The organism is Vibrio sp. YT-15 (genome assembly GCF_033337445.1).
GTDB classification, from domain to species: Bacteria; Pseudomonadota; Gammaproteobacteria; order Enterobacterales; family Vibrionaceae; genus Vibrio; species Vibrio alginolyticus.
In genome coordinates, this window is record NZ_JAWOQR010000005.1 from 234,038 (window position 1) to 255,263 (window position 21,226).

16 protein-coding genes are annotated in these 21,226 nt (G+C 45.7%); 10 read left to right on the forward strand and 6 right to left on the reverse strand.

Going from position 1 to position 21,226, the window contains the following annotated elements; genetic code table 11:
- Nucleotides 1-442 precede the first annotated feature (442 nt).
- The 10 genes from R7D93_RS12190 (at nt 443) to R7D93_RS12235 (ending at nt 14,994) form a co-directional block, all read left to right on the forward strand.
- Nucleotides 443-2,125, forward strand: coding sequence for an ABC transporter substrate-binding protein (locus R7D93_RS12190; protein WP_005380037.1), 1,683 nt, complete (start codon nt 443-445; stop codon nt 2,123-2,125).
- A 170-nt stretch (nt 2,126-2,295) separates the two neighbouring features.
- Entirely contained in the window at nt 2,296-3,282 is a 987-nt protein-coding gene (locus R7D93_RS12195) for an ABC transporter permease (protein WP_005380038.1), read from the forward strand.
- 2 nt (nt 3,283-3,284) lie between these two features.
- Entirely contained in the window at nt 3,285-4,310 is a 1,026-nt protein-coding gene (locus R7D93_RS12200) for an ABC transporter permease (protein WP_005380039.1), read from the forward strand.
- Between the two features lie 2 nt (nt 4,311-4,312).
- The gene (locus R7D93_RS12205; RefSeq protein ID WP_005380040.1) at nt 4,313-5,296 is read left to right on the forward strand and encodes an ABC transporter ATP-binding protein; all 984 of its coding nucleotides are present in this window, start codon (nt 4,313-4,315) and stop codon (nt 5,294-5,296) included.
- Nucleotides 5,297-5,343: 47 nt separating this feature from the next.
- On the forward strand, nt 5,344-6,339 hold the full coding sequence (locus R7D93_RS12210; RefSeq protein ID WP_005380041.1) for an ABC transporter ATP-binding protein: 996 nt from the start codon (nt 5,344-5,346) through the stop codon (nt 6,337-6,339).
- Nucleotides 6,340-6,402: 63 nt separating this feature from the next.
- Complete coding sequence (locus R7D93_RS12215; protein ID WP_005380043.1) at nt 6,403-8,142, forward strand: glycoside hydrolase family 9 protein; 1,740 nt, start codon at nt 6,403-6,405, stop codon at nt 8,140-8,142.
- 2 nt (nt 8,143-8,144) lie between these two features.
- Nucleotides 8,145-9,035, forward strand: a complete 891-nt coding sequence (locus R7D93_RS12220) for an N-acetylglucosamine kinase (RefSeq protein WP_005380046.1) — start codon at nt 8,145-8,147, stop codon at nt 9,033-9,035.
- 8 nt (nt 9,036-9,043) lie between these two features.
- Nucleotides 9,044-10,963, forward strand: coding sequence for a beta-N-acetylhexosaminidase (locus R7D93_RS12225; protein WP_005380048.1), 1,920 nt, complete (start codon nt 9,044-9,046; stop codon nt 10,961-10,963).
- 84 nt (nt 10,964-11,047) lie between these two features.
- Nucleotides 11,048-13,456, forward strand: a complete 2,409-nt coding sequence (locus R7D93_RS12230) for a GH36-type glycosyl hydrolase domain-containing protein (RefSeq protein ID WP_149192415.1) — start codon at nt 11,048-11,050, stop codon at nt 13,454-13,456.
- A 125-nt stretch (nt 13,457-13,581) separates the two neighbouring features.
- On the forward strand, nt 13,582-14,994 hold the full coding sequence (locus R7D93_RS12235; RefSeq protein ID WP_017635906.1) for a phosphoglucomutase/phosphomannomutase family protein: 1,413 nt from the start codon (nt 13,582-13,584) through the stop codon (nt 14,992-14,994).
- 157 nt (nt 14,995-15,151) lie between these two features.
- On the opposite strand, the gene R7D93_RS12240 is transcribed toward R7D93_RS12235, so the two are convergent.
- The 6 genes from R7D93_RS12240 to R7D93_RS12265 form a co-directional block, all read right to left on the reverse strand.
- Nucleotides 15,152-16,183 (reverse strand): ABC transporter ATP-binding protein, encoded by a 1,032-nt coding sequence (locus R7D93_RS12240; protein WP_005380055.1) that lies wholly within the window; start codon nt 16,181-16,183, stop codon nt 15,152-15,154.
- Complete coding sequence (locus R7D93_RS12245; RefSeq protein WP_005386564.1) at nt 16,183-17,808, reverse strand: ABC transporter permease; 1,626 nt, start codon at nt 17,806-17,808, stop codon at nt 16,183-16,185. Before R7D93_RS12245 ends, R7D93_RS12240 begins: the two co-directional genes overlap by 1 nt.
- Nucleotides 17,809-17,907: 99 nt before the next feature.
- Nucleotides 17,908-18,921 carry a Fe(3+) ABC transporter substrate-binding protein gene (locus R7D93_RS12250; protein ID WP_005386566.1) on the reverse strand — a complete coding sequence of 338 codons (1,014 nt, stop codon included), beginning with the start codon at nt 18,919-18,921 and terminating at the stop codon, nt 17,908-17,910.
- Between the two features lie 152 nt (nt 18,922-19,073).
- Nucleotides 19,074-20,303, reverse strand: a complete 1,230-nt coding sequence (locus R7D93_RS12255) for an ammonium transporter (RefSeq protein WP_005386568.1) — start codon at nt 20,301-20,303, stop codon at nt 19,074-19,076.
- A 27-nt stretch (nt 20,304-20,330) separates the two neighbouring features.
- Nucleotides 20,331-20,669, reverse strand: coding sequence for a P-II family nitrogen regulator (locus tag R7D93_RS12260; RefSeq protein WP_005386570.1), 339 nt, complete (start codon nt 20,667-20,669; stop codon nt 20,331-20,333).
- Nucleotides 20,670-20,857: 188 nt separating this feature from the next.
- Complete coding sequence (locus R7D93_RS12265) at nt 20,858-21,226, reverse strand: YacL family protein (RefSeq protein WP_054579081.1); 369 nt, start codon at nt 21,224-21,226, stop codon at nt 20,858-20,860.

Below are 21,226 nucleotides of genomic sequence, written 5' to 3' on the forward strand. Positions count from 1 at the left end.
CAGAACGGCAGATTAATTTTTAGCTGATTAATTAACACCATTTCTGCATGTGAGCGAGATCTCCGAACCTAGAAACCAAGCAAGAAACGTATATTTTAAATGGATTACCAGGTTAGTAATCACCAACACTCATTATTAACAAGGATATAAACTGCGACGCATATCAACGTTTATTTTTTGTCCCTCTACTGGTTAAAATTAGCCAAAATAACGTTTATAACGGAGAGCTCAGAGATTTTAACGTTTTTAACGGGAATCAAGTTTGATTATTTTATGGATAAGGTGTTTTCTTACTCCTGCCTAAGGCCTACAGGCCACTCTTGGCGAAACTCAATGTTGTAATGAGTAAGGCATGTACAAGAGGTAGGTCTTAGAGAGTGTTTATCAATTGATGACATTCAATTCCATTTAGTGAAATGAAAGCAAATAGTAAGGAACAGCTATGCTTGCCAATATTAAAAAAACAGCACTAGCAACAGCAATTATTGCAACGGCTACTACAGGTTTTGCATCGGTAGCTACTGCGGCTGAACGCAGTGAACTGACTATCCACCCTAAAGAGTTTACAACTTTCGTTCGTAACTTTAACCCTTTCTTGGGTGCAACTAACCTGCACACAACAACCGACTTTATTTACGAGCCGCTCGTTGTTTTTAACGAAATGCACGGTAACACGCCTGTATTTCGTCTAGCAGAAAACTTTACCATGGCTGATGACCTGATGAGCGTAACCTTCGATATCCGTAAGGGCGTAAAATGGTCTGATGGCAAAGCGTTTACCGCTGATGATGTTGTTTACTCTTTCAACCTAGTTAAAGAGAAGCCAGAGCTAGACCAATCTGGTATCAACTCTTGGGTGACTGGCGTAGAAAAAGTTAACGACTACCAAGTTAAATTCCGTCTAAGCGAAGCAAACTCAAACGTTCCTTACGAAATTGCGAAAGTACCCGTCGTACCTAAGCACGTATGGAGCAAAGTAAAAGATCCAGCAACATTCACAAACGAAAATCCAGTAGGCAGTGGTCCATTTACCGAAATCGACACTTTCACACCGCAGCTATATATCCAGTGTGAGAACCCGAATTATTGGGATGCAGACAACCTAGATGTAGACTGTCTGCGTGTCCCGCAAATCGCGAACAACGACCAATTCTTGGGCAAAATCGTTAACGGCGAAATGGACTGGACGTCTTCATTCGTACCAGACATCGACCGTACGTACGCTGCAGCAAGTCCGAATCACCACTACTGGTACCCACCAGCGGGTACTCAAGCATTTGTAGTGAACTTCAAAAACCCAGACGCTGCGAAAAACGAAGCGCTAACTAACGTTGACTTCCGTCGTGCGTTCTCTATGGCGCTAGACCGTCAAACTATTATTGATATCGCTTTCTACGGCGGCGGTACAGTGAACGACTTCGCATCTGGCCTTGGCTACGCATTCGAAGCTTGGTCTGATGAAGAGACGCACAACAAGTACAAAGGCTACAACACATACAACGCGGAAGGTGCGAAAAAGCTTCTAGCTAAAGCTGGCTTCAAAGATGTAAACAAAGATGGCTTTGTGGATACACCATCTGGCAAGTCTTTCGAGCTTCTAATTCAATCACCAAACGGTTGGACTGACTTCAACAACACAGTACAACTAGCCGTTGAGCAACTAGCAGAAGTGGGTATTAAAGCTCGTGCTCGTACACCGGACTTCTCGGTATACAACCAAGCAATGCTAGAAGGTACTTACGACGTTGCTTACACCAACTACTTCCACGGTGCAGATCCACACTTGTACTGGGATAGTGGCTACAACTCGAAGCTACAAGCTGGTGACGGCATGCCTCGCTTTGCAATGCACTTCTACAAGAACGATAAGCTAGACGGTCTTCTTAACAGCTTCTACAAGACAGCAGATAAGCAAGAACAGCTAGAGATCGCTCATGGCATTCAGAAGATCATTGCTCAGGACCAAGTAACTATTCCTGTGCTATCTGGCGCGTACATGTACCAATACAACACAACTCGCTTCACTGGTTGGTGGAACGAAGAAAACCCTAAGGGCCGTCCAAACATTTGGGCAGGTATCCCAGAGCGTCTACTTCACGTACTGGACCTAAAACCAGTTAAATAAGTAGAAGTTCATTTCAAGCGGCATACATCCCGTGTGCCGCCTATAAAAATCCCTTGTTAACGAAACCAATATGTGGCGCTCGTCGTCAGGGGATTTTTCGCTCTAAATTTCGCTAGGAGCGACCTGAAACCAGAAACAGGGAAAAAATCTGGGTGAGTAAGGTGTGAGTTATGGGTTATTTTTTAAGACGTTTGTCGTTCTATCTTGTCGCGCTCTTAGTTGCAGCGACGTTAAACTTTATTATTCCGCGAGCAATGCCTGGTGACCCAGTTACCATGATGTTTGCTAATGCTTCAGTACAGGTGACTCCAGAACGAATCGCAGCAATGAAAGAACTGCTCGGTTTCGTTGATGGGCCAATTTACATTCAGTACTTCTCGTACATTAAAAACATTCTAAGTTGGGAATTGGGCACCTCAATCCAGTTCTACCCACTTTCAGTTAATTCTTTACTAGGTAGTGCATTTGGCTGGTCACTATTTCTAGCTGGTACTGCGGTTGTACTTTCTTTCTCCATCGCTTCTGTCCTTGGTATTTTTGCCGCCTGGAAGCGCGGTAGTAAGTACGATGCATTCGTAACGCCTGGCACATTGATCATTCAAGCTATTCCACAAATGGTTATCGCAATGTTAGCGCTGTTTACCTTTGCGATTGGCCTGAAATGGTTCCCATCTGGCTATGCTTACACGCCAGGTACTATTCCTGATTGGACAAGCTGGGAGTTCATCAAGAACGTGGGTTACCACGCTGTACTACCTCTATTCTGTGCAACCATCGTTCAAATTGGTGGCTTCCTAGTTAACATGCGTAACAACATGATCAACCTTCTCGCCGAAGACTATATCACGATGGCTAAAGGTAAAGGGCTGAGTGAAAACCGCGTCGTCTTTAATTACGCCGCACGTAACGCACTACTTCCAAGTGTTACCGCACTGTCTATGTCTTTAGGTATGGCCATTGGAGGTCAATTAATCATCGAGATGATTTTCAACTACCCAGGCCTAGGTACTGTTCTATTGAACGCAATTCACGCTCGTGACTACCAAGTACTTCAAGGTCAGTTAATTATCATGACGATGTTCATGCTGTGCTTCAACTTAATGGCTGACATGCTGTACATGATTCTAGACCCTCGCCTACGTACGGGAGGCAAATAATCATGAAAGAACTATTCAAACTTATTTTAGGTAACTCATTCGCTCGAATCGGTCTTGGTATTGTTACCGTATTCGTATTCGTTGCGATCGCAGCTCCTTTACTTACGAAACATGCGCCAGACAAGCGAACCGGTAATCCACACGAATACCCTAGCTTTGTCGTAAAACAGGCACAAAACAACCCTGATGGTTGGGTCGCTAAAAACCTAGCAGACGATCGTCGTACACTGCTTATGTCTAAAAAGGCCGACCACGTATTAGGTACTAGCCGAATGGGTCGCGATATCTGGTCGCAGGTGGCTTACGGTGCACGAGTATCACTGGGTGTAGGCTTTGGTGCTGGCATCATCGTGTGTTTCTTAGCAACAGTCATTGGTATATCGGCAGGTTACTTCGGCGGTAAAGTGGATGACATATTGAGTGCCGCAATGAACATCATGTTAGTAATTCCGCAGTATCCATTGCTATTCGTGCTGGCGGCCTTTATCGGTGAAGCAGGCCCACTCACCATTGCCTTGATTATCGCTGGTACTTCTTGGGCATGGGGTGCACGTGTTGTCCGCTCTCAAACTATGGCACTACGCGAGAAAGAGTTCGTTAAAGCTGCCGAAGTATTGGGAGAGTCTTCATTCCGTATCATCTTCGTTGAGATTTTACCAAACCTTATCCCGATTGTCGGTGCGAGCTTCATTGGCTCAGTAATGCTGGCGATCAACACTGAAGCGGTCATTTCGTTCCTAGGTTTGGGTGATGCCAACACGATCAGTTGGGGCATCATGCTTTACAACGTGCAAACCTCATCAGCCATGCTGATTGGCGCATGGTGGGAAGTACTAGCACCTTGTATTGCCCTAACACTACTGGTTACTGGTCTTGCTCTGTTGAACTTTGCCGTTGACGAAATTGCGAACCCTCAACTTCGTTCTCACAAAGGCATGAAACGCTGGAAAAAACTAGCAGCAAAAGACAAGAAAGAACGTGAGCCTGAACTGGCACCACAAAATGCACTATGGAGCGGAGATAAATAATCATGACTGCACCACTAATTTCCATCCGTAACCTATGCGTAGACTACATCACAGACGCGGGCGATGTCCGCGCCTGTAACAACGTGAGCTTCGACATTGCACCAGGTGAAGTATTCGGTCTGGCTGGTGAATCTGGCTGTGGCAAATCCACTGTTGCCTTCTCACTAATGCGCCTTCATAAGCCGCCAGCGTTTATCACAGGTGGTGAGGTGATCTTCAACGGTGAAGATATCCTTCAGTACAGCGATGATCGCATGCAAGCGTTCCGCTGGAGTGAAATGTCGATGGTATTCCAGAGTGCGATGAACGCTTTGAACCCTGTTCTAACCATGGAAGAGCAGTTCTGTGACGTCATCATGCGTCATACCAATATGACTCGCGCTCAAGCAAAAACACGCGCTGAAGGTCTGCTGGAAATCGTTGATATCCACCCTAGCCGATTGAGTGATTACCCGCACCAGTTCTCTGGTGGTATGCGTCAACGTCTAGTAATCGCAATCGCTTTGGCTCTGAACCCAAAAATGATCATCATGGACGAACCGACTACCGCATTGGATGTAGTGGTTCAACGTGAAATTCTACAAAAAATTTACGCGCTTAAAGAAGAGTTTGGTTTCTCAATTCTGTTCATCACACATGACTTGTCATTGATGGTCGAGTTCTCGGATCGTATCGGCATCATGTACTCAGGTGAGTTGATTGAAGTCGCGCCTTCTAAGCAAATTCTGGAAAGTCCTTACCACCCTTACACCAAAGGTTTGGGTAGCTCTTTCCCTCCACTAACTGGACCAAAGACCAAATTGACTGGTATTCCAGGTAACCCGTTGAACTTGCTAGAAGTACCACGGGGCTGCCGCTTCCAAGCTCGTTGCGATCGCGTACATGAAGCATGTACACGTGTACCAACCCAATTACGTCAAATTGAACCAGGTCGCCTCTCAAATTGCCATTTGTACGGCGACACCATTGCTCAAGCTAAGGTTTAACAACAAAAAAACGCTAGCTAAGAACAAAAATTACACTGGAGAGAATTATGAGCAAACAATTCGGCGAACTGCTGATTGAGGGTAAAAATGTCGTTAAGGACTTCCCTTTAAACAGTAACTCAATCAAACAATCTAAGATGCGCGCAATCAACGACGTCTCTTTCAAAATGTACAAGAGCCGCGGCTTGTCAGTGGTAGGTGAATCTGGTTCAGGTAAGTCTACTACTGCAAAAATGATTGCAAAAATGTACGCACCAACCGATGGCATCATTGAATACAAAGGTCGTGATATCCAAGACATCACCTCTCGTCACGATTTAATGACCTACCGTGAAGGTGTACAAATGGTGTGGCAAGACCCGTTTGGCTCGCTAAACCCAACGCACAATATCTTCCACCATATTGCGCGCCCGCTGCTGATTCATAAGAAAGTAGCACCGGGCAACAAGAAAGAACTGGAAGAGCGTGTGTACGACCTACTTGAACAAGTTGGTCTTATTCCACCAAAAGAAACGGCGCAAAAGTTCCCGCACCAGCTATCTGGCGGTCAGCGTCAACGTGTAAACCTAGCTCGTAACATCGCAGTTGGTGCAGAAGTGGTATTGGCGGATGAGCCAACATCGATGCTCGATGTATCAATCCGTGCCGGTGTTCTGAACTTGATGGAAGAGATGAAGTTCGAGAAACAAATGTCTCTGCTTTACATCACTCACGACATCGCAACAGCGCGTTACATTGCTGAAGATCTCGCGGTCATGTACGTAGGTCACATGGTTGAATGGGGCGATACTGAAGAAATCATTCACGATCCTCAACACCCATATACGCAACTGTTGGTATCTGCGGTTCCAGATCCATCGAAGTCTATTCACGAGAAACTGAAAGGCAACAAAGGGGAAATCCCACTTTGGACACCAGAATCTGTCGGCTGTCCATTTGCTGGACGTTGTGTACACGCTACCGACAAATGTCGCGAACGACTACCGGGCGTCACTCAACTGTCCGACAACCACTTTGTCCGCTGTTACTTATTTGAAGATTAATCATAACGAGGGTCAGGTTCAGCCTGGCCCATTCCTGTTTTTATCGTTTCCCGGAGACATTGAATGCTGCTACTGACTAACCACATTGGTTATGAACGTCTGGGCCCAAAGAAAGCCATTATCCAGACCGAACAACCACACTTGTCTTCTTACACTGCTCAATTGATTTGTGCCACTAGCGAGCAAACCGTGGCAACTTTTGCGGTTGAAGAACAAGGTAAAGTGGCGAACTGGCATCAGGGCTATTTCTACCTCATCGACTTTTCCTCTTTCACAACGTCAGGTGACTATTTCTTGCAAGTAGAAGATACGCGCTCTTCCTCTTTCATCGTTGGCGAACACATTCTGTTGGATCAAACTTTGTCAGATGTGATCCACTACTTCAAATCGCAACGTTGCGGCGGGATCTTCGATCAACAAGATCGACAACTTCCAGTACTAAACTCCAATAAAAAGGTTGATGTACACGGCGGCTGGTACGACGCATCAGGAGACGTTAGCAAGTATTTAAGTCACCTTTCATACGCGAATTATTTGAATCCTCAACAAACCCCAATGGTGGTTTGGAACATCCTAAAAGGGGTTTCGTTGCTTGAAGGAAGCGAAGACATTGCAGCTTTCACACGTACACGTCTGATTGAAGAAGCCCTGGTCGGTGCAGACTTTCTTGTGCGTATGCAAAACGAAAAAGGCTTTTTCTACATGACGGTCTTTGACAAGTGGAGCAAAGATACTGCGCAACGCGAGATTTGCGCGTACGAAACTCAACTTGGTCACAAATTTGACGACTATCAAGCAGGCTTTCGACAAGGTGGCGGTGTCGCCATTGCAGCGCTAGCGGCAGCATCGCGTTTAAGTGTTCACGGTGAATACGATCAACAAAAATACCGCAACGCTGCCGAAAATGGTTACTGGCACTTAAAAGAGCACAATACGCAGTACCTCAATGATGGGGAAGAAAACATTATCGACGAATACTGTGCGCTACTGGCTTGTGTAGAACTGTTTAAAGCAACCAAAGAAACTCGCTACTTGGAAGAGAGCCGTTTGTGGGCGCAACGTTTAGTTGCACGCCAAATGAGCGACGAACAGATTCAACACTTTTGGTCAGCAAACCAAGACGGCAGCCGTCCATATTTTCACGCAGCCGAAGCTGGTCTACCAGTTATTGCCCTATGCGAATATCTATCAATTGAAGACGACTCAGCACGAGCGGAATCGGTAAAACGTATCGTAAACCTAGCGTGTGAGTTTGAGATCACAATATCGAATAGAGTGATCAACCCATTCGGTTACCCTCGCCAATATGTTAAAGGCGTAAATGAGTCAAAACGCGAGGCATTTTTTGTCGCACACAACAATGAATCCGGCTATTGGTGGCAAGGCGAGAATGCTCGACTGGGCTCACTCGCGACCATGGCGTACCTTGCTCAACCGCATATAGCGTCGCAAGAAGTACAGCAACAACTTTCTGTGTTTGCTCAAGATGCATTGAACTGGGTTGTAGGCTTAAACCCATACGACATGTGCATGCTAGATGGCCATGGTCGTAACAACCCTGATTACCTCCCTCAATATGGTTTCTTCAACGCAAAAGGTGGCGTGTGTAACGGAATCACTGGCGGCTTTGAAGACGAGGAAGACATTGCATTTAACCCACCAGCACAAAAAGAAGACGTGTTACAAAACTGGCGCTGGGGCGAACAATGGATCCCGCATGGCGCTTGGTACTTACTCGCGATAATGAGTCAAGCTCAGCATGTTTCTCAGTTGGCGACCTCTAAAAATATGAAGGAAGAATAATCATGGGAATGTATTTTGTCGGTATCGATGGTGGCGGCACGTCATGTCGAGCCAGGATTAAAGATTCACAAGGTAATTTTCTTGGCGAGGCCAAAAGCGGCAGTGCCAACATCATGCTAGGTGCTGAAATAGCAATGGCTTCGATTCTTGAATCCATCACTTCGGCTACCGAGCAAGGCGGTCTGACACAACAAGATTTCGCGTCGATGCACGTCGGCTTAGCCCTTGCTGGCGCAGAGCACAAAGCATCTTGGCAAGCCTTCATGTCTCTTCCTCATCCATTTGCCAGTATGACTCTGAATACCGATGCTTACGGTGCGTGCGTTGGTGCGCACAATGGCGAAGATGGCGCAATCATGATTGCGGGAACCGGTTCTTGTGGCATCTACCTTAACGGATTGGAGCAACATGTTGTCGGTGGTCGTGAGTTCCCTATTTCGGATCAAGGTGGCGGCGCAGTGATGGGGCTACGCCTAGTTCAGCAAGTTTTGTTAGCTGAAGATGGCATCAGAGAAAAAACGCCCCTAGCACAACACGTTATGACGCATTTCGAAAATGAGGTCGACAACGTGGTGGCGTGGTCAAAACAGGCGCTTCCTCGTGATTATGGGCAGTTTTCTCCGGCTATTTTCCAACATGCGGAACAAGGCGATGCACTGGCCATTGAAATGCTGAAGCAAACCGCAGCGGATATAGAAATGTTTCTCGTGGCATTAAACAAGCGCGGCGCAACACGTATTTGTTTAATGGGCAGCATAGCTGAACGCATTGTACGTTGGCTTTCACCACCAGTTCAGCAATGGATTGTTGAGCCACAGTTTGACGCGATTGAAGGCGCAATTATGTTTGCTGGCAAACCAGAACATAACCTTTACTCGCTCAGTGCGGCGTAGGAGTAGATATGGAATATCGTGTTGATCTCGTAGTCCTTTCTGAGCAGAAACAAAACTGCCGCTTTGGCCTCACCTTTCATAACTTGAGCGACCAAGACCTAAACAGCTGGAGCTTAACTTTCGCTTTCGATCGTTACATTCTTCCAGACAGCGTTTCAAATGGTCAACTGACTCAAATTGGTAGTTTTTGCACACTTAAGCCAGAAGGGGTGGTACTGGCTGCCAACCATCACTATTACTGTGAATTCAGTATTGGTTCGAACCCATTCCGTTATTACTCGGATGGCTTTAACGAAGCGATGATCAACTTTGTCGTTGATGGAAACCCACAGCGCGCACAAGTGGATGTCACGCCTATCGTATTAGCTTCACCATACCGTGAACGCAGTGAGATTCCTGCAAGTTTAACCCATGCACAGCCCTTGCTGCCAAAACCAAACCATATTGAGGTCAGCGATCACTATTTTAGCTTTGATCATCATGCTGGCGTCGCGGTTTATTCAAGCCTGGCCAATTCAGCTAAAGAATGGCTACTTGATGAGCTTAAGCGCATTCACCAATTTGAGTTCGCATCAGACAATGGCAGTCAGATCATCTTCAAAGGCAACCCAACCTTGGATGAAGGCGCTTACAAACTGAAAGTAGCCGAAGAGTCAATCAAAATTGAAGCAGGATCTTCGTCTGGTTTTACCCATGCTTGTGCAACGTTATTACAACTAATCAAAGTTGGCGATCAACCTAACTCAATGGAAGTAGTTTGCTGTTCAATCAAGGACAGGCCACGTTTTCGTTACCGCGGTATGATGCTGGATTGTGCTCGTCATTTTCACTCCGTTAAGCAAGTCAAACGCTTGATCAACCAACTGGCTCATTACAAGTTCAATACGTTCCATTGGCATCTTACCGACGATGAGGGTTGGCGAATTGAAATCAAATCACTGCCTCAACTGACCGATATTGGTGCTTGGCGCGGATTGGATGAGATCAATGAACCACAGTACACGCACTTTGATGAACGTTACGGCGGCTTCTACACACAAGAAGACATCAAAGACGTTATCGAATTTGCATCGCAACGCGGCATCACCATCATTCCTGAAATTGATGTACCTGGTCATTGCCGAGCCGCCATCAAGTCGTTACCACACCTATTGGTAGAAGCGGAAGATACCACCGAATACCGCAGTATTCAGCATTACAACGACAACGTCATTAACCCTGCTCTGCCGGGGAGTTATGAATTTATCGACAAAGTGCTAGAAGAAGTCTCTGCACTTTTTCCTGCGCCTTACGTTCATATTGGTGCCGACGAAGTACCTAACGGCGTATGGTCAAAAAGCCCAGCATGCCAAGCACTAATGGAACAACTGGGTTACAGCGACTACAAAGATTTGCAAGGACACTTCTTGCGTTATGCCGAAGACAAACTTCGTAAATTGGGCAAACGCATGCTGGGCTGGGAAGAAGCTCAACACGGCGACAAAGTCAGTAAAGATACGGTGATCTACTCATGGCTAAGCGAAGAAGCGGCATTGAACTGTGCTCGCCAAGGCTTTGATGTGGTGCTGCAACCAGCACAAACCACTTACCTAGATATGACCCAAGACTACGCACCTGAAGAACCGGGCGTGGACTGGGCAAACCCACTGCCACTAGAAAAAGCTTACAACTACGAGCCGCTCGCTGAAGTGCCTGCTGACGACCCAATACGTAAGCGCATTTGGGGCATTCAAACAGCATTATGGTGCGAAATTATCAATAACCAACCTCGCATGGACTACATGATCTTCCCTCGTTTAACTGCAATGGCAGAAGCATGTTGGACAGACAAACAACACCGAGATTGGACCGACTATTTATCACGCTTGAAAGGCCATCTACCTCTGCTTGATTTGCAGGGAGTGAATTACCGTAAACCGTGGAAGTAATACAAAACTGATGTCGAAACATCACGCTTGAAGAGTTTTTAAATTTTGGCTGCTGATGCAGCTTCGTAAAAAGGAAAGACACAAATGAAATACGGCTATTTCGATAACGAGAATCGCGAATACGTCATCACTCGCCCTGACGTACCAGCACCATGGACCAACTACCTAGGTACTGAGAAGTTCTGTACGGTTATCTCGCACAACGCGGGGGGCTACTCGTTCTACAACTCTCCAGAATACAACCGTGTTACTAAATTCCGTCCAAATGCGACATTCGATCGCCCAGGACACTACGTTTACTTGCGTGATGATGAGACAGGTGATTACTGGTCAATCTCTTGGCAACCAGTTGCGAAGAGCCTAGACGAAGCAAACTACGAAGTTCGTCACGGCTTGTCTTACTCTAAGTTCAAATGTGAATACAGCGGTATTACCGCAACAAAAACTCTGTTCGTGCCAAAAGGCGAAGACGCTGAAATCTGGGATGTAGTGATTAAAAACACCTCTGACAAACCACGTACGATCAGTGCATTCTCATTTGTTGAGTTCTCATTCAGCCACATTCAATCTGATAACCAAAACCATCAGATGTCTCTGTACTCGGCAGGTACGGCTTACAACGAAGGCGTGATAGAGTACGACCTGTACTACAACACCAACGATTTCGAAGGCTTCTACTACCTAGCTTCAACATTTGCCCCAGATTCATACGACGGCCAACGTGACAGCTTCCTAGGCCTATACCGTGACGAAGCAAACCCGTTAGCGGTAGAACAAGGTAAGTGTTTCAATACAGCGCAAACTTGTTACAACCACTGTGGCTCTTTGCATAAGCAATTTACTATTCAGCCGGGTGAAGAAGTTCGCTTTGCTTACATTCTCGGTATCGGTAAAGGCAACGGAGAGCGTCTGCGTGCTAAGTACCAAGACCTTGCAGAAGTCGACAACGCATTTGCGGGTATCAAAGCACACTGGGATGAGCGTTGTGGCAAGTTCCAAGTGAAATCACCAAACGAAGGTCTAGATACCATGATCAACGCTTGGACGTTATACCAAGCGGAAACGTGTGTGGTGTGGTCTCGCTTTGCTTCATTCATCGAGGTGGGAGGCCGTACTGGTCTTGGTTACCGCGATACAGCGCAAGATGCAATCTCAGTTCCTCACGCTAACCCAGCAATGACGCGCAAACGTATCGTTGACCTACTGCGCGGCCAAGTAAAAGCGGGCTACGGTCTACACCTATTCGATCCAGATTGGTTTGATCCAGAAAAAGCTGATGTTAAACCATCTAAATCTCCAACCGTAGTTCCAACACCTTCTGATGAAGACAAAATTCACGGCATCGAAGACACCTGTTCTGATGATCACCTATGGCTAGTTCCAACCATCTGTAAGTACGTGATGGAAACCGGTGAGCACAGCTTCTTCGACGAAGTGATCCCTTACGCCGACAGTGGCGATGCAACGGTTTATGACCACATGAAAGCCGCGCTAGACTTCTCGGCTGAATACGTAGGTCAAACCGGTATCTGTAAAGGTCTGCGTGCAGACTGGAACGACTGTCTGAACCTAGGTGGCGGCGAATCTTCAATGGTGTCGTTCCTACATTTCTGGGCACTGCAGGAGTTCATCGACCTAGCGAAATACCTAGGTAAGGAAGCCGACGTTGAAAAATACACCGAGATGGCAGCAAACGTGCGTGAAGCGTGTGAAACACACCTTTGGGACGAAGAAGGCGGCTGGTATATCCGTGGTCTAACGAAAAACGGCGAAAAGATCGGTACAGCGCAACAAAAAGAAGGTCGTGTACACCTAGAGTCAAACACACTTGCGGTACTTTCTGGTGCGGTATCTCAAGAGCGCGGCGAAAAAGCGATGGACGCTGTCGATGAGAACCTATTCTCTGAATACGGCCTCCACCTAAACTCACCATCTTTTGCAACACCGAATGATGATATCGGCTTCGTAACTCGTGTTTACCAAGGCGTAAAAGAGAACGGTGCGATCTTCTCGCATCCAAATCCATGGGCTTGGGTAGCTGAAGCGAAACTGGGTCGTGGTGATCGTGCAATGAAGTTCTACGATGCACTGAACCCATACAACCAGAACGACATCATCGAAAAACGTATTGCAGAACCTTACTCATACGTACAGTTCATCATGGGTCGTGACCACCAAGACCACGGTCGTGCAAACCACCCATGGTTAACAGGTACGTCAGGCTGGGCTTACTTCGCTGTTACCAACTTTATCCTTGGTGTGCGTACAGGCTTCGATGGCCTAACTATCGATCCATGTATCCCAACGAACTGGCCTGGTTTCGAAGTGACTCGTCAATGGCTAGGTGCAACGTACAACATCAAAGTAGTTAACCCAAACTCAGTAAGCAAAGGCGTTAAGTCGATTACTGTGAACGGTGAAGCAGTGAATGGTGCCTCTGTCCCAGTTCAAGCGGAAGGTTCAGTAAACGAAGTTATCGTTACTCTAGGTTAATCATCTTTTGGGGGAGTCCTTCTCCCCTTTTGATTTATCCGGTGCATTTATGTTTTACAAGTGCATCGGTTCGCTAGCAAAGATTTAAGACGCGGTGGGATGCCGCTCTTATCGAGGATCGAATCATGATCAAATTTGGTACAGGCGGTTGGCGTGCATTTATCGGTGAGGAGTTCACCAAAGATAATGTACGTTTGGTCGCTCAAGCAGTTGCAAACATCACGAATAACGAATCGGTTGCCGATCGCGGTTTTGTGATTGGCTATGACCGTCGTTTTCTTTCCGATAAAGCAGGTCGTTGGTTCGCTGAAGTTCTAGCAGCAAACGGCATTGTGGTCAGCTTTATCGACAAATTTGTCCCAACACCTATCGTAATGTTTAAAGCGAAAGAAATGGGCTGCGCATACTCGGCATGTATTACCGCATCACACAACCCTGCCGATTACAACGGCATTAAAGTCTTCATTGAAGGCGGTCGTGACGCAGATGAAATCATCACCCAAAAAATCGAATCACAAATAGACGCGCTCACTGCGCAAGATGTAAAAAGCGTCGACTTTGAACAAGCGGTTGAAGATAAGCTGATTGAAATCATTAATCCGATGAACGAATTCGTTGACTCAATCATCGACTTTATCGACATCGAAGCGATCAAGAAGGCGAATTTACGTGTTTTGATCGACCCAATGTTTGGTGTCGCGAAAAACGCACTGCAAACCGTATTAATCAACGGCCGCTGTGACGTTGATGTGATTAACGATGGCAAAAACCCAGATTTCGGTGGGTTAATGCCTTCGCCAAGCGCTGCAACACTCTACCGTTTGATGCACCTAGTGAAAGAGCAAGGTTACGATATTGGCATCGGTACTGATGGCGATGCGGACCGTCTTGGTATTATCGACGAAAAAGGTAACTTCATTCATCCAAATGAAGTGCTACTGCTGCTTTACTACTACCTACTTGAATACAAAGGCTGGAAAGGCTCCGTGGTACGTAACATCGCAACCACACACCTTCTCGATAAAGTCGCCGAAGATCATGGCGAGAAATGCTTTGAGGTTCCTGTAGGCTTTAAGCACATCAGCTCCAAAATGGAAGCGGATGACTCACTGATTGGCGGGGAAAGCTCTGGCGGCCTAACCATTCGCGGCCACATCAAAGGTAAAGACGGCGTATTCGCATCAAGTCTATTGGTAGAAATGATTTCAGTAACCGGCAAGAAGCTGTCTGAGTTGCTGGATGAAATCTACGGCAAGTACGGCTATGCCTACATGGCAGAAGGCGATTGCAAGTTCAAACCAGCGCAAAAAGACGTACTGTTCAACAAGATTTATGTTGAAAAGCAGTTGCCTGAGTTTGAGTTTGAAATCGAAAAAGTCAGCTATGAAGATGGTGCGAAAGTCTACTTCAAAAACGGCGGTTGGATCATCGCTCGCTTCTCTGGCACTGAGCCACTGCTACGAATTTTTGCAGAGATGCAAGATAAGGACACTGCGGAACGTGTTCTTCAACAGTTTAAAGACTTCTTGTCTTTATAACTGAACCTTGTGCCCGCTTCGAGCACTATGATGAGAGTCAACGCTGTCTGAAAAGGCGCTCATCAACAGGAGAAGAGCACTTGCCCGGCTCCACAGCCGGGCTTTTTTATTGTATGTTGGAAAGTCGTAAACGAGATAGCAAAGATACTCAGGAGCGTTAAGCAAATGCCAGGACGCCTTGCGTTTCAATTTTCACCGCGACGGACTCACCTATATTTAATGCTTGCGAAGCTGTAGCTAACAAACGGTCACCATTCGCGTTAATCACATAACGGCAGTGATCACCCATAAAATGCTGTTCCAATACGGTTACCGAACTATCTTCATCGGATTGAATTTGTACATGCTGCGGTCTTAGCAGTAAAGAGCACTCCGCCTGTACTGGAATATCTTGTTGAGCCGTGGCTTCAACCACGCCCAAGTGGGTTTCATATTCTGAATTCGAAACTCGTTTAGCAGCAAGGTAACTGCCACCACCTAAGAAATCAGCGACAAATTTACTTGAAGGTTGGTAGTAAAGCTCAGATGCTGTGCCATATTGCTCGATGACTCCATTGTTCATCACTGCCATTTTATCGGCGAAAGCAAAAGCCTCTTCACGGCTATGCGTAACAAAAATGGCAGTCACACCTTGGGCCTTAAAAATCTTACGGATCTCACTTATCAACTCATGGCGAACTTGCGTATCAATATTAGAAAACGGTTCATCCAGTAACAGTAAGTCTGGGCTGTAAGCTAATGAGCGAGCAATCGCAACACGCTGCTGCTGTCCACCAGACAATTGATGAGGATAACGATCGCCATAACCTTGAAGATGCACGAGTTCTAACATCTCTTGAACTTTGGCATTTTTCTCTTTTGTCGAGCACTGCTTTAAGCCAAAGGCAATGTTTTGCTCCACCGTCAAGTGAGGAAAAAGTGCGTAATCTTGGAAAATCATCCCTATATTACGCTGTTCTGGCGGCAACCAGTTTTCCCCATCATCAATTGTGACGCAATTTAGACTCATTTCGCCTGACGTTAACGGCAATAATCCCGCAACGGCCTTTAATAGTGTTGTTTTCCCACAGCCACTAGCTCCTAGCAAACAGACAATCTGCCCTTGTTCTACCTCAAGAGACAATGATTCGAGTACGGTTTGATCATCATATTGGCACGTTAGGTTTTTAATTGATAATGCACAGCTCATCAGTGATTTTGCTCCAGTGAACGGTTAACAACAACAAGCGGGATCAACCCAACAAGAACCAACAGGACCGCTGGTAAAGCGGCCAATTCTAAATGCTCATCCGAGGCGAAGTTATAAACGTATGTGGCTAGTGTTTCAAAGTTAAACGGACGAAGTAACAAAGCCGCATTGAGCTCTTTCATTGACTCGATAAACACTAATAAAGCCGCAATCAGTGCACCGCGCTTAACCAGCGGAAAGTGCACGCGCCACAGCATGGCATTGGGCTTACAACCCATAGTGCGCGATGCCATATCTAACGACGGAGAAATTTTATTTAAATTACTTTCGATACTACCAATCGCTACCGCGGAAAAGCGCACAACCATGGCAAATACTAGTGCGAACATGGAACCAGAAAAGATAAGTCCCGGCCTTCCCCACTCCATGGCTTTAGCAACGTCGTTGACACGATGATCCATAAACAGCACAGCGACCATCACACCGATGGCTAGTACCGTTCCTGGTACTGCATAGCCCATAGAAGAAAGACGCATAAATGCCAAGCTTTCTCGTTTACCATTGACTCGATGGGTAAAGTTAACGATCAGTGCGACAGCAACACCAATAATCGCAGCAATAACAGACACAACTAAGCTATTCCATGCGTATTCACGAAACTCTGAGGTCCAACTCTGTGCAAAATAAGTGATCGCATAATCAATCAGCTGTAGTAGCGGCAAAATAAACGCGACCGAAACCAAGCCCCAGCACCAAACTAGTGCGGTCCACTTTTTCCAGCCCGTCAACTCGTAACGAAAATCTTCGTGACTGTTAAATTGGCTTTGAAAAAGCTTTTGTTTACGGCGGCTGTATCGTTCGGCACTAAGAAGCAGTACTACAATGACGAGCATCATGGCAGAAATCTTGGCTGCCGCATTAAGATTAGAGTACCCCAACCAAGTATCGTAGACCGCTGTGGTTAACGTATTCACCGCGAAGTAACTTACCGTACCAAAGTCACCAATGGTCTCCATTGCGACCAATGATAAACCCACTGCGATAGAGGGTCTTACTAACGGCATCGAGATGCGCCAAAAACTTTCCCATGGAGAGCACTTGAGCAAACGCGCGCTTTGCAATAAAGAGACATTTTGCTCCATAAACGCAGCCCGGCACAATAAATACACGTAAGGATACAACACCAAAGCCAACACAAAGGTCGCACCAGGCAACGTACGAATGTCAGGGAACCAATACTCGCCAGGTCCCCATCCGGTTACATCACGCAAAAAGATCTGAATCGGGCCTGCAAAATCAAACCAATCAGTAAAAATATAACCAATGATATAACCTGGCATTGCAAGAGGTAGTACCAATGCCCACTGCAACCATTTTTCGGTCGGCAGTTTACACATGGCCATTATCCAAGCGCTTGGAATACCAAGAATTAAGGACAGCACCATTACGCCAACAGTTAGCGCAACCGTGTTAAAAATATAAGTCGGCATGACCGTTGCCATTAAATGAGCAAACAAATCATCCGTTTCACCAATCGCGGTGTAGAAGATCGCTAAGATCGGCAAAACCAGTAGCAGAGTTATTACCCCACTACTGGTTTTCCATAAAGAGTGTTTATCTTTCATCGCCTAATTACTGCAAGGCTGTATGAAATACAAATGCTGTTGCAAATACATCTCATATCCTTTAATCAAATGGGGGTACTGTTATACCCCCACAAGGAATTAAAGGTCAAATTTCACTTCGTCTAATAGCTTAATTGCCGCTTCGTGGTTGGCTGCAATATCGTCTAGAGAAAGCTTGTCTGCTTTAAAGTCACCCCAAGATTCCACAAGCTCAGAACGCTTCACGCCTTCTTTAACTGGGTACTCATAGTTAACTTCTGCGTACATTTGCTGCGCTTTGTCACCCGTTAGGAATTCCATTAGCTTCACAGCATTGTCTTTGTTTGGAGAGTACTTCGCCATCGCCATACCAGAGATATTCACGTGAGTGCCTGTAGTCTCTTGGTTAGGGAAGTTGATGTAAACTGCATCAGCCCAAGCTTTTTGCTCTTTGTCGTTAACCATTTTACCTAGGTAGTAGCTGTTACCTAGAGAAACATCACATAGGCCTTCTTTGATCGCTTTAACTTGTGCACGGTCGTTGCCTTGTGGTTTGCGAGCAAGGTTTGCTTTCACGCCTTCCAACCACTCTTTGGTTTCTGCTTCGCCATTGTGAGCAATCATTGCTGAAACTAGAGAAACGTTGTACGGGTGCTTACCGCTACGAGTACAAATTTTACCTTTGAACTCTGGCTTAGCTAAGTCTGCGTAGTTGAAATCTGCGCCTAGTTTACCTACGCGATCACGTGATGAATAAACGCTACGAGAACGTAGAGTTAGAGCAAACCACTCATTCTCTTTATCTTGGTATTGAGCAGGTACGTTTTCTTCAATGATTTTGCTATCGACTTTCTGAACTAAACCTTTGTTTGTCAGTTCAGCTAGACGGCTGATGTCTGTCGTAAGAATAACGTCAGCAGGGCTGTACTCACCTTCTTGAGCTAGCTTTTCTGCTAAGCCTTTTTTAGCAAATTTTACGTTTACTTTGATGCCAGTTTCTTTAGTGAACTCATTGAACATAGGTTCAACTAGGAAAGGTTGACGGTAAGAGTAGACGTTCACTTCTTCAGCAGCCATTGCTGTTGGAGCTAGAGTAGCGCAAGTTAGTGCTGAAAGAGTTAGCAGTTTTTTCATTGTTTAATCCTTTACCATGCTAATGATAACGTTTATCAGTTGCGTTATTATATGTATGTTCAATAAGAAGACAATGACGAATATTAAAAAACCTGCTCATCGGAGCAGGTTTTATTGTGTTAAGTGTGTAACCATTTATTACAAGCTAATGATTATTTCACCGTAACAAACTCTGGGTAAGCACCAACACCACAATCATGCATGTCCATACCTTCCATTTCTTCATCTTCTGTAACGCGAATCCCAACGGTTGCTTTCAAGATTGCCCACACAACTAGGCTGGCACCAAATACCCAAGCAAAGATAACTACGGCACCTAAAAGCTGTGCACCAAACGTTGCATCACCGTTGCTCAGTGGCACTACCATTAGGCCGAAGAAACCACACACACCGTGAACTGAGATAGCACCTACTGGATCGTCAATTTTAAGTTTATCTAGAGCAATGATACTGAATACAACTAGTGCACCCGACACCGCACCAATCGCAACCGCGTACAGTGGTGATGGCGATAGAGGGTCTGCAGTGATGGCAACCAAGCCAGCTAGCGCGCCATTGAGAATCATCGTTAAATCGGCTTTACCCCAAGTAGTTTTACAAACGAATAGCGCCGCAATTGCACCGGCAGCCGCTGCTGCGTTAGTGTTTAGAAAGATCTGACCTACCGCTGTAGCATTCTCAAAATCTGAAACCATCAACTGAGAACCACCGTTAAATCCAAACCAGCCAAACCAAAGGATAAAAGTACCCAACGTTGCCAAAGGCATGTTAGAACCTGGAATCGGATAGATTTCACCATTTTTACCGTACTTACCCTTACGCGCGCCAAGCAGTAACACACCAGCAAGAGCAGCAGAAGCACCTGCCATATGTACGATACCAGAACCCGCAAAGTCACTAAATCCAGCTTCTGCTAGGAAGCCTCCACCCCATGTCCAGTAACCTTCCATTGGATAGATAAACGCAGTTAAAATCGCAGAGAAAATCAAGAAAGACCAAAGCTTCATGCGCTCAGCTACCGCACCAGAAACGACGGACATGGCAGTTGCAACGAAGACAACTTGGAAGAAGAAGTCAGACTCTAAAGAGTGGTCGGCCCCTTCACCTTGAGTACCAATTAGCGTACCAAATGAAGGTAACCAGCCTCCTTCTCCATTATCGACATACATGATGTTATAACCGACAATCAGAAACATCGTACATGCGATGGCGTACAAACAGATGTTCTTCGTAAGAATTTCTGTTGTGTTTTTAGAGCGCACAAGGCCAGCCTCTAGCATCGCAAAGCCTGCTGCCATCCACATTACCAACGCACCGGAAATGAGGAAGAAAAAGGTGTCAAGTGCGTAACGTAACTCGGTTACTGTTGTTGTTAATTCCATAATAAGTATCTCCAATCCTTTGAATTCTTAAAGTGCTTCTGCGTCCATTTCGCCAGTTCGGATACGCACCGCTTGGTTCAAATCGTAAACAAAAATTTTACCGTCGCCGATTTTTCCGGTTTGCGCAGCTTTTGTAATTGCTTCAACAACGCGATCTACATTGTCTGCGTGAGTCGCGATTTCAATTTTCACCTTTGGTAGAAAATCGACTTGATACTCTGCACCGCGATACAATTCCGTGTGACCTTTTTGACGACCGAACCCTTTAACTTCTGATACTGTCATCCCTTCGATACCGACATCAGCCAATGCTTCTCGTACATCGTCTAATTTAAACGGCTTAATAATGGCATTGATTATTTTCATTGAGTTATCTCCGAAGCTTTCATCCTGAAACACTTCTTATAATCCAATCTACGTGCCAAGTTTTTAAGTTATTGAATAATAAAAACTAACCTCAATTTACATATCTATAAACAAAAAGGGCGCACCATATCGGTGCGCCCTTTTCACAAATTTAAAGCAACGGCAGAGAAGTTACCCAAAACTGTGCATTAAATGTTCAAAAAGTCTTTCCACTGTTCGATAAGTGCCATGAAATCCTCTATCCCACAACTTGCTGTACTTTCTGCATTGTAGAAGTCGAACTCACTTTCCATCTCGACATCATATTCATGGGCTAATGCGTTTTCTTGTACAAGAACTTCGTCGCCCTGAATCATCAAGCTAATTTCCGTGCCTGTTAGGTTATGCTCCTGAGAAGGCGCTAAAAATGACCGCTCAATTAGCTTTTCAACCTGTGCAATCTTCATCGGATCTTTGCCAATTTCTTCTTGCAACCAGCGCCCTACAATCTCATGTCCCATGCTACATTTTACGTAGTACTCGCCCATCAACGTGTTACGAATGAATTCAAATTCCAC

Bases quoted from the DNA above. Each gene is read 5' to 3' on its own strand.
- R7D93_RS12225 (WP_005380048.1), top strand. From the start codon at position 9,044: ATGGAATATCGTGTTGATCTCGTAGTCCTTTCTGAGCAGAAACAAAAC.
- R7D93_RS12255 (WP_005386568.1), bottom strand. From the start codon at position 20,303: ATGGAATTAACAACAACAGTAACCGAGTTACGTTACGCACTTGACACC.
- R7D93_RS12245 (WP_005386564.1), bottom strand. From the start codon at position 17,808: ATGAAAGATAAACACTCTTTATGGAAAACCAGTAGTGGGGTAATAACT.
- R7D93_RS12220 (WP_005380046.1), top strand. From the start codon at position 8,145: ATGGGAATGTATTTTGTCGGTATCGATGGTGGCGGCACGTCATGTCGA.
- R7D93_RS12190 (WP_005380037.1), top strand. From the start codon at position 443: ATGCTTGCCAATATTAAAAAAACAGCACTAGCAACAGCAATTATTGCA.
- R7D93_RS12230 (WP_149192415.1), top strand. From the start codon at position 11,048: ATGAAATACGGCTATTTCGATAACGAGAATCGCGAATACGTCATCACT.
- R7D93_RS12195 (WP_005380038.1), top strand. From the start codon at position 2,296: ATGGGTTATTTTTTAAGACGTTTGTCGTTCTATCTTGTCGCGCTCTTA.
- R7D93_RS12260 (WP_005386570.1), bottom strand. From the start codon at position 20,669: ATGAAAATAATCAATGCCATTATTAAGCCGTTTAAATTAGACGATGTA.
- R7D93_RS12240 (WP_005380055.1), bottom strand. From the start codon at position 16,183: ATGAGCTGTGCATTATCAATTAAAAACCTAACGTGCCAATATGATGAT.
- R7D93_RS12215 (WP_005380043.1), top strand. From the start codon at position 6,403: ATGCTGCTACTGACTAACCACATTGGTTATGAACGTCTGGGCCCAAAG.
- R7D93_RS12235 (WP_017635906.1), top strand. From the start codon at position 13,582: ATGATCAAATTTGGTACAGGCGGTTGGCGTGCATTTATCGGTGAGGAG.
- R7D93_RS12250 (WP_005386566.1), bottom strand. From the start codon at position 18,921: ATGAAAAAACTGCTAACTCTTTCAGCACTAACTTGCGCTACTCTAGCT.
- R7D93_RS12200 (WP_005380039.1), top strand. From the start codon at position 3,285: ATGAAAGAACTATTCAAACTTATTTTAGGTAACTCATTCGCTCGAATC.
- R7D93_RS12210 (WP_005380041.1), top strand. From the start codon at position 5,344: ATGAGCAAACAATTCGGCGAACTGCTGATTGAGGGTAAAAATGTCGTT.
- R7D93_RS12205 (WP_005380040.1), top strand. From the start codon at position 4,313: ATGACTGCACCACTAATTTCCATCCGTAACCTATGCGTAGACTACATC.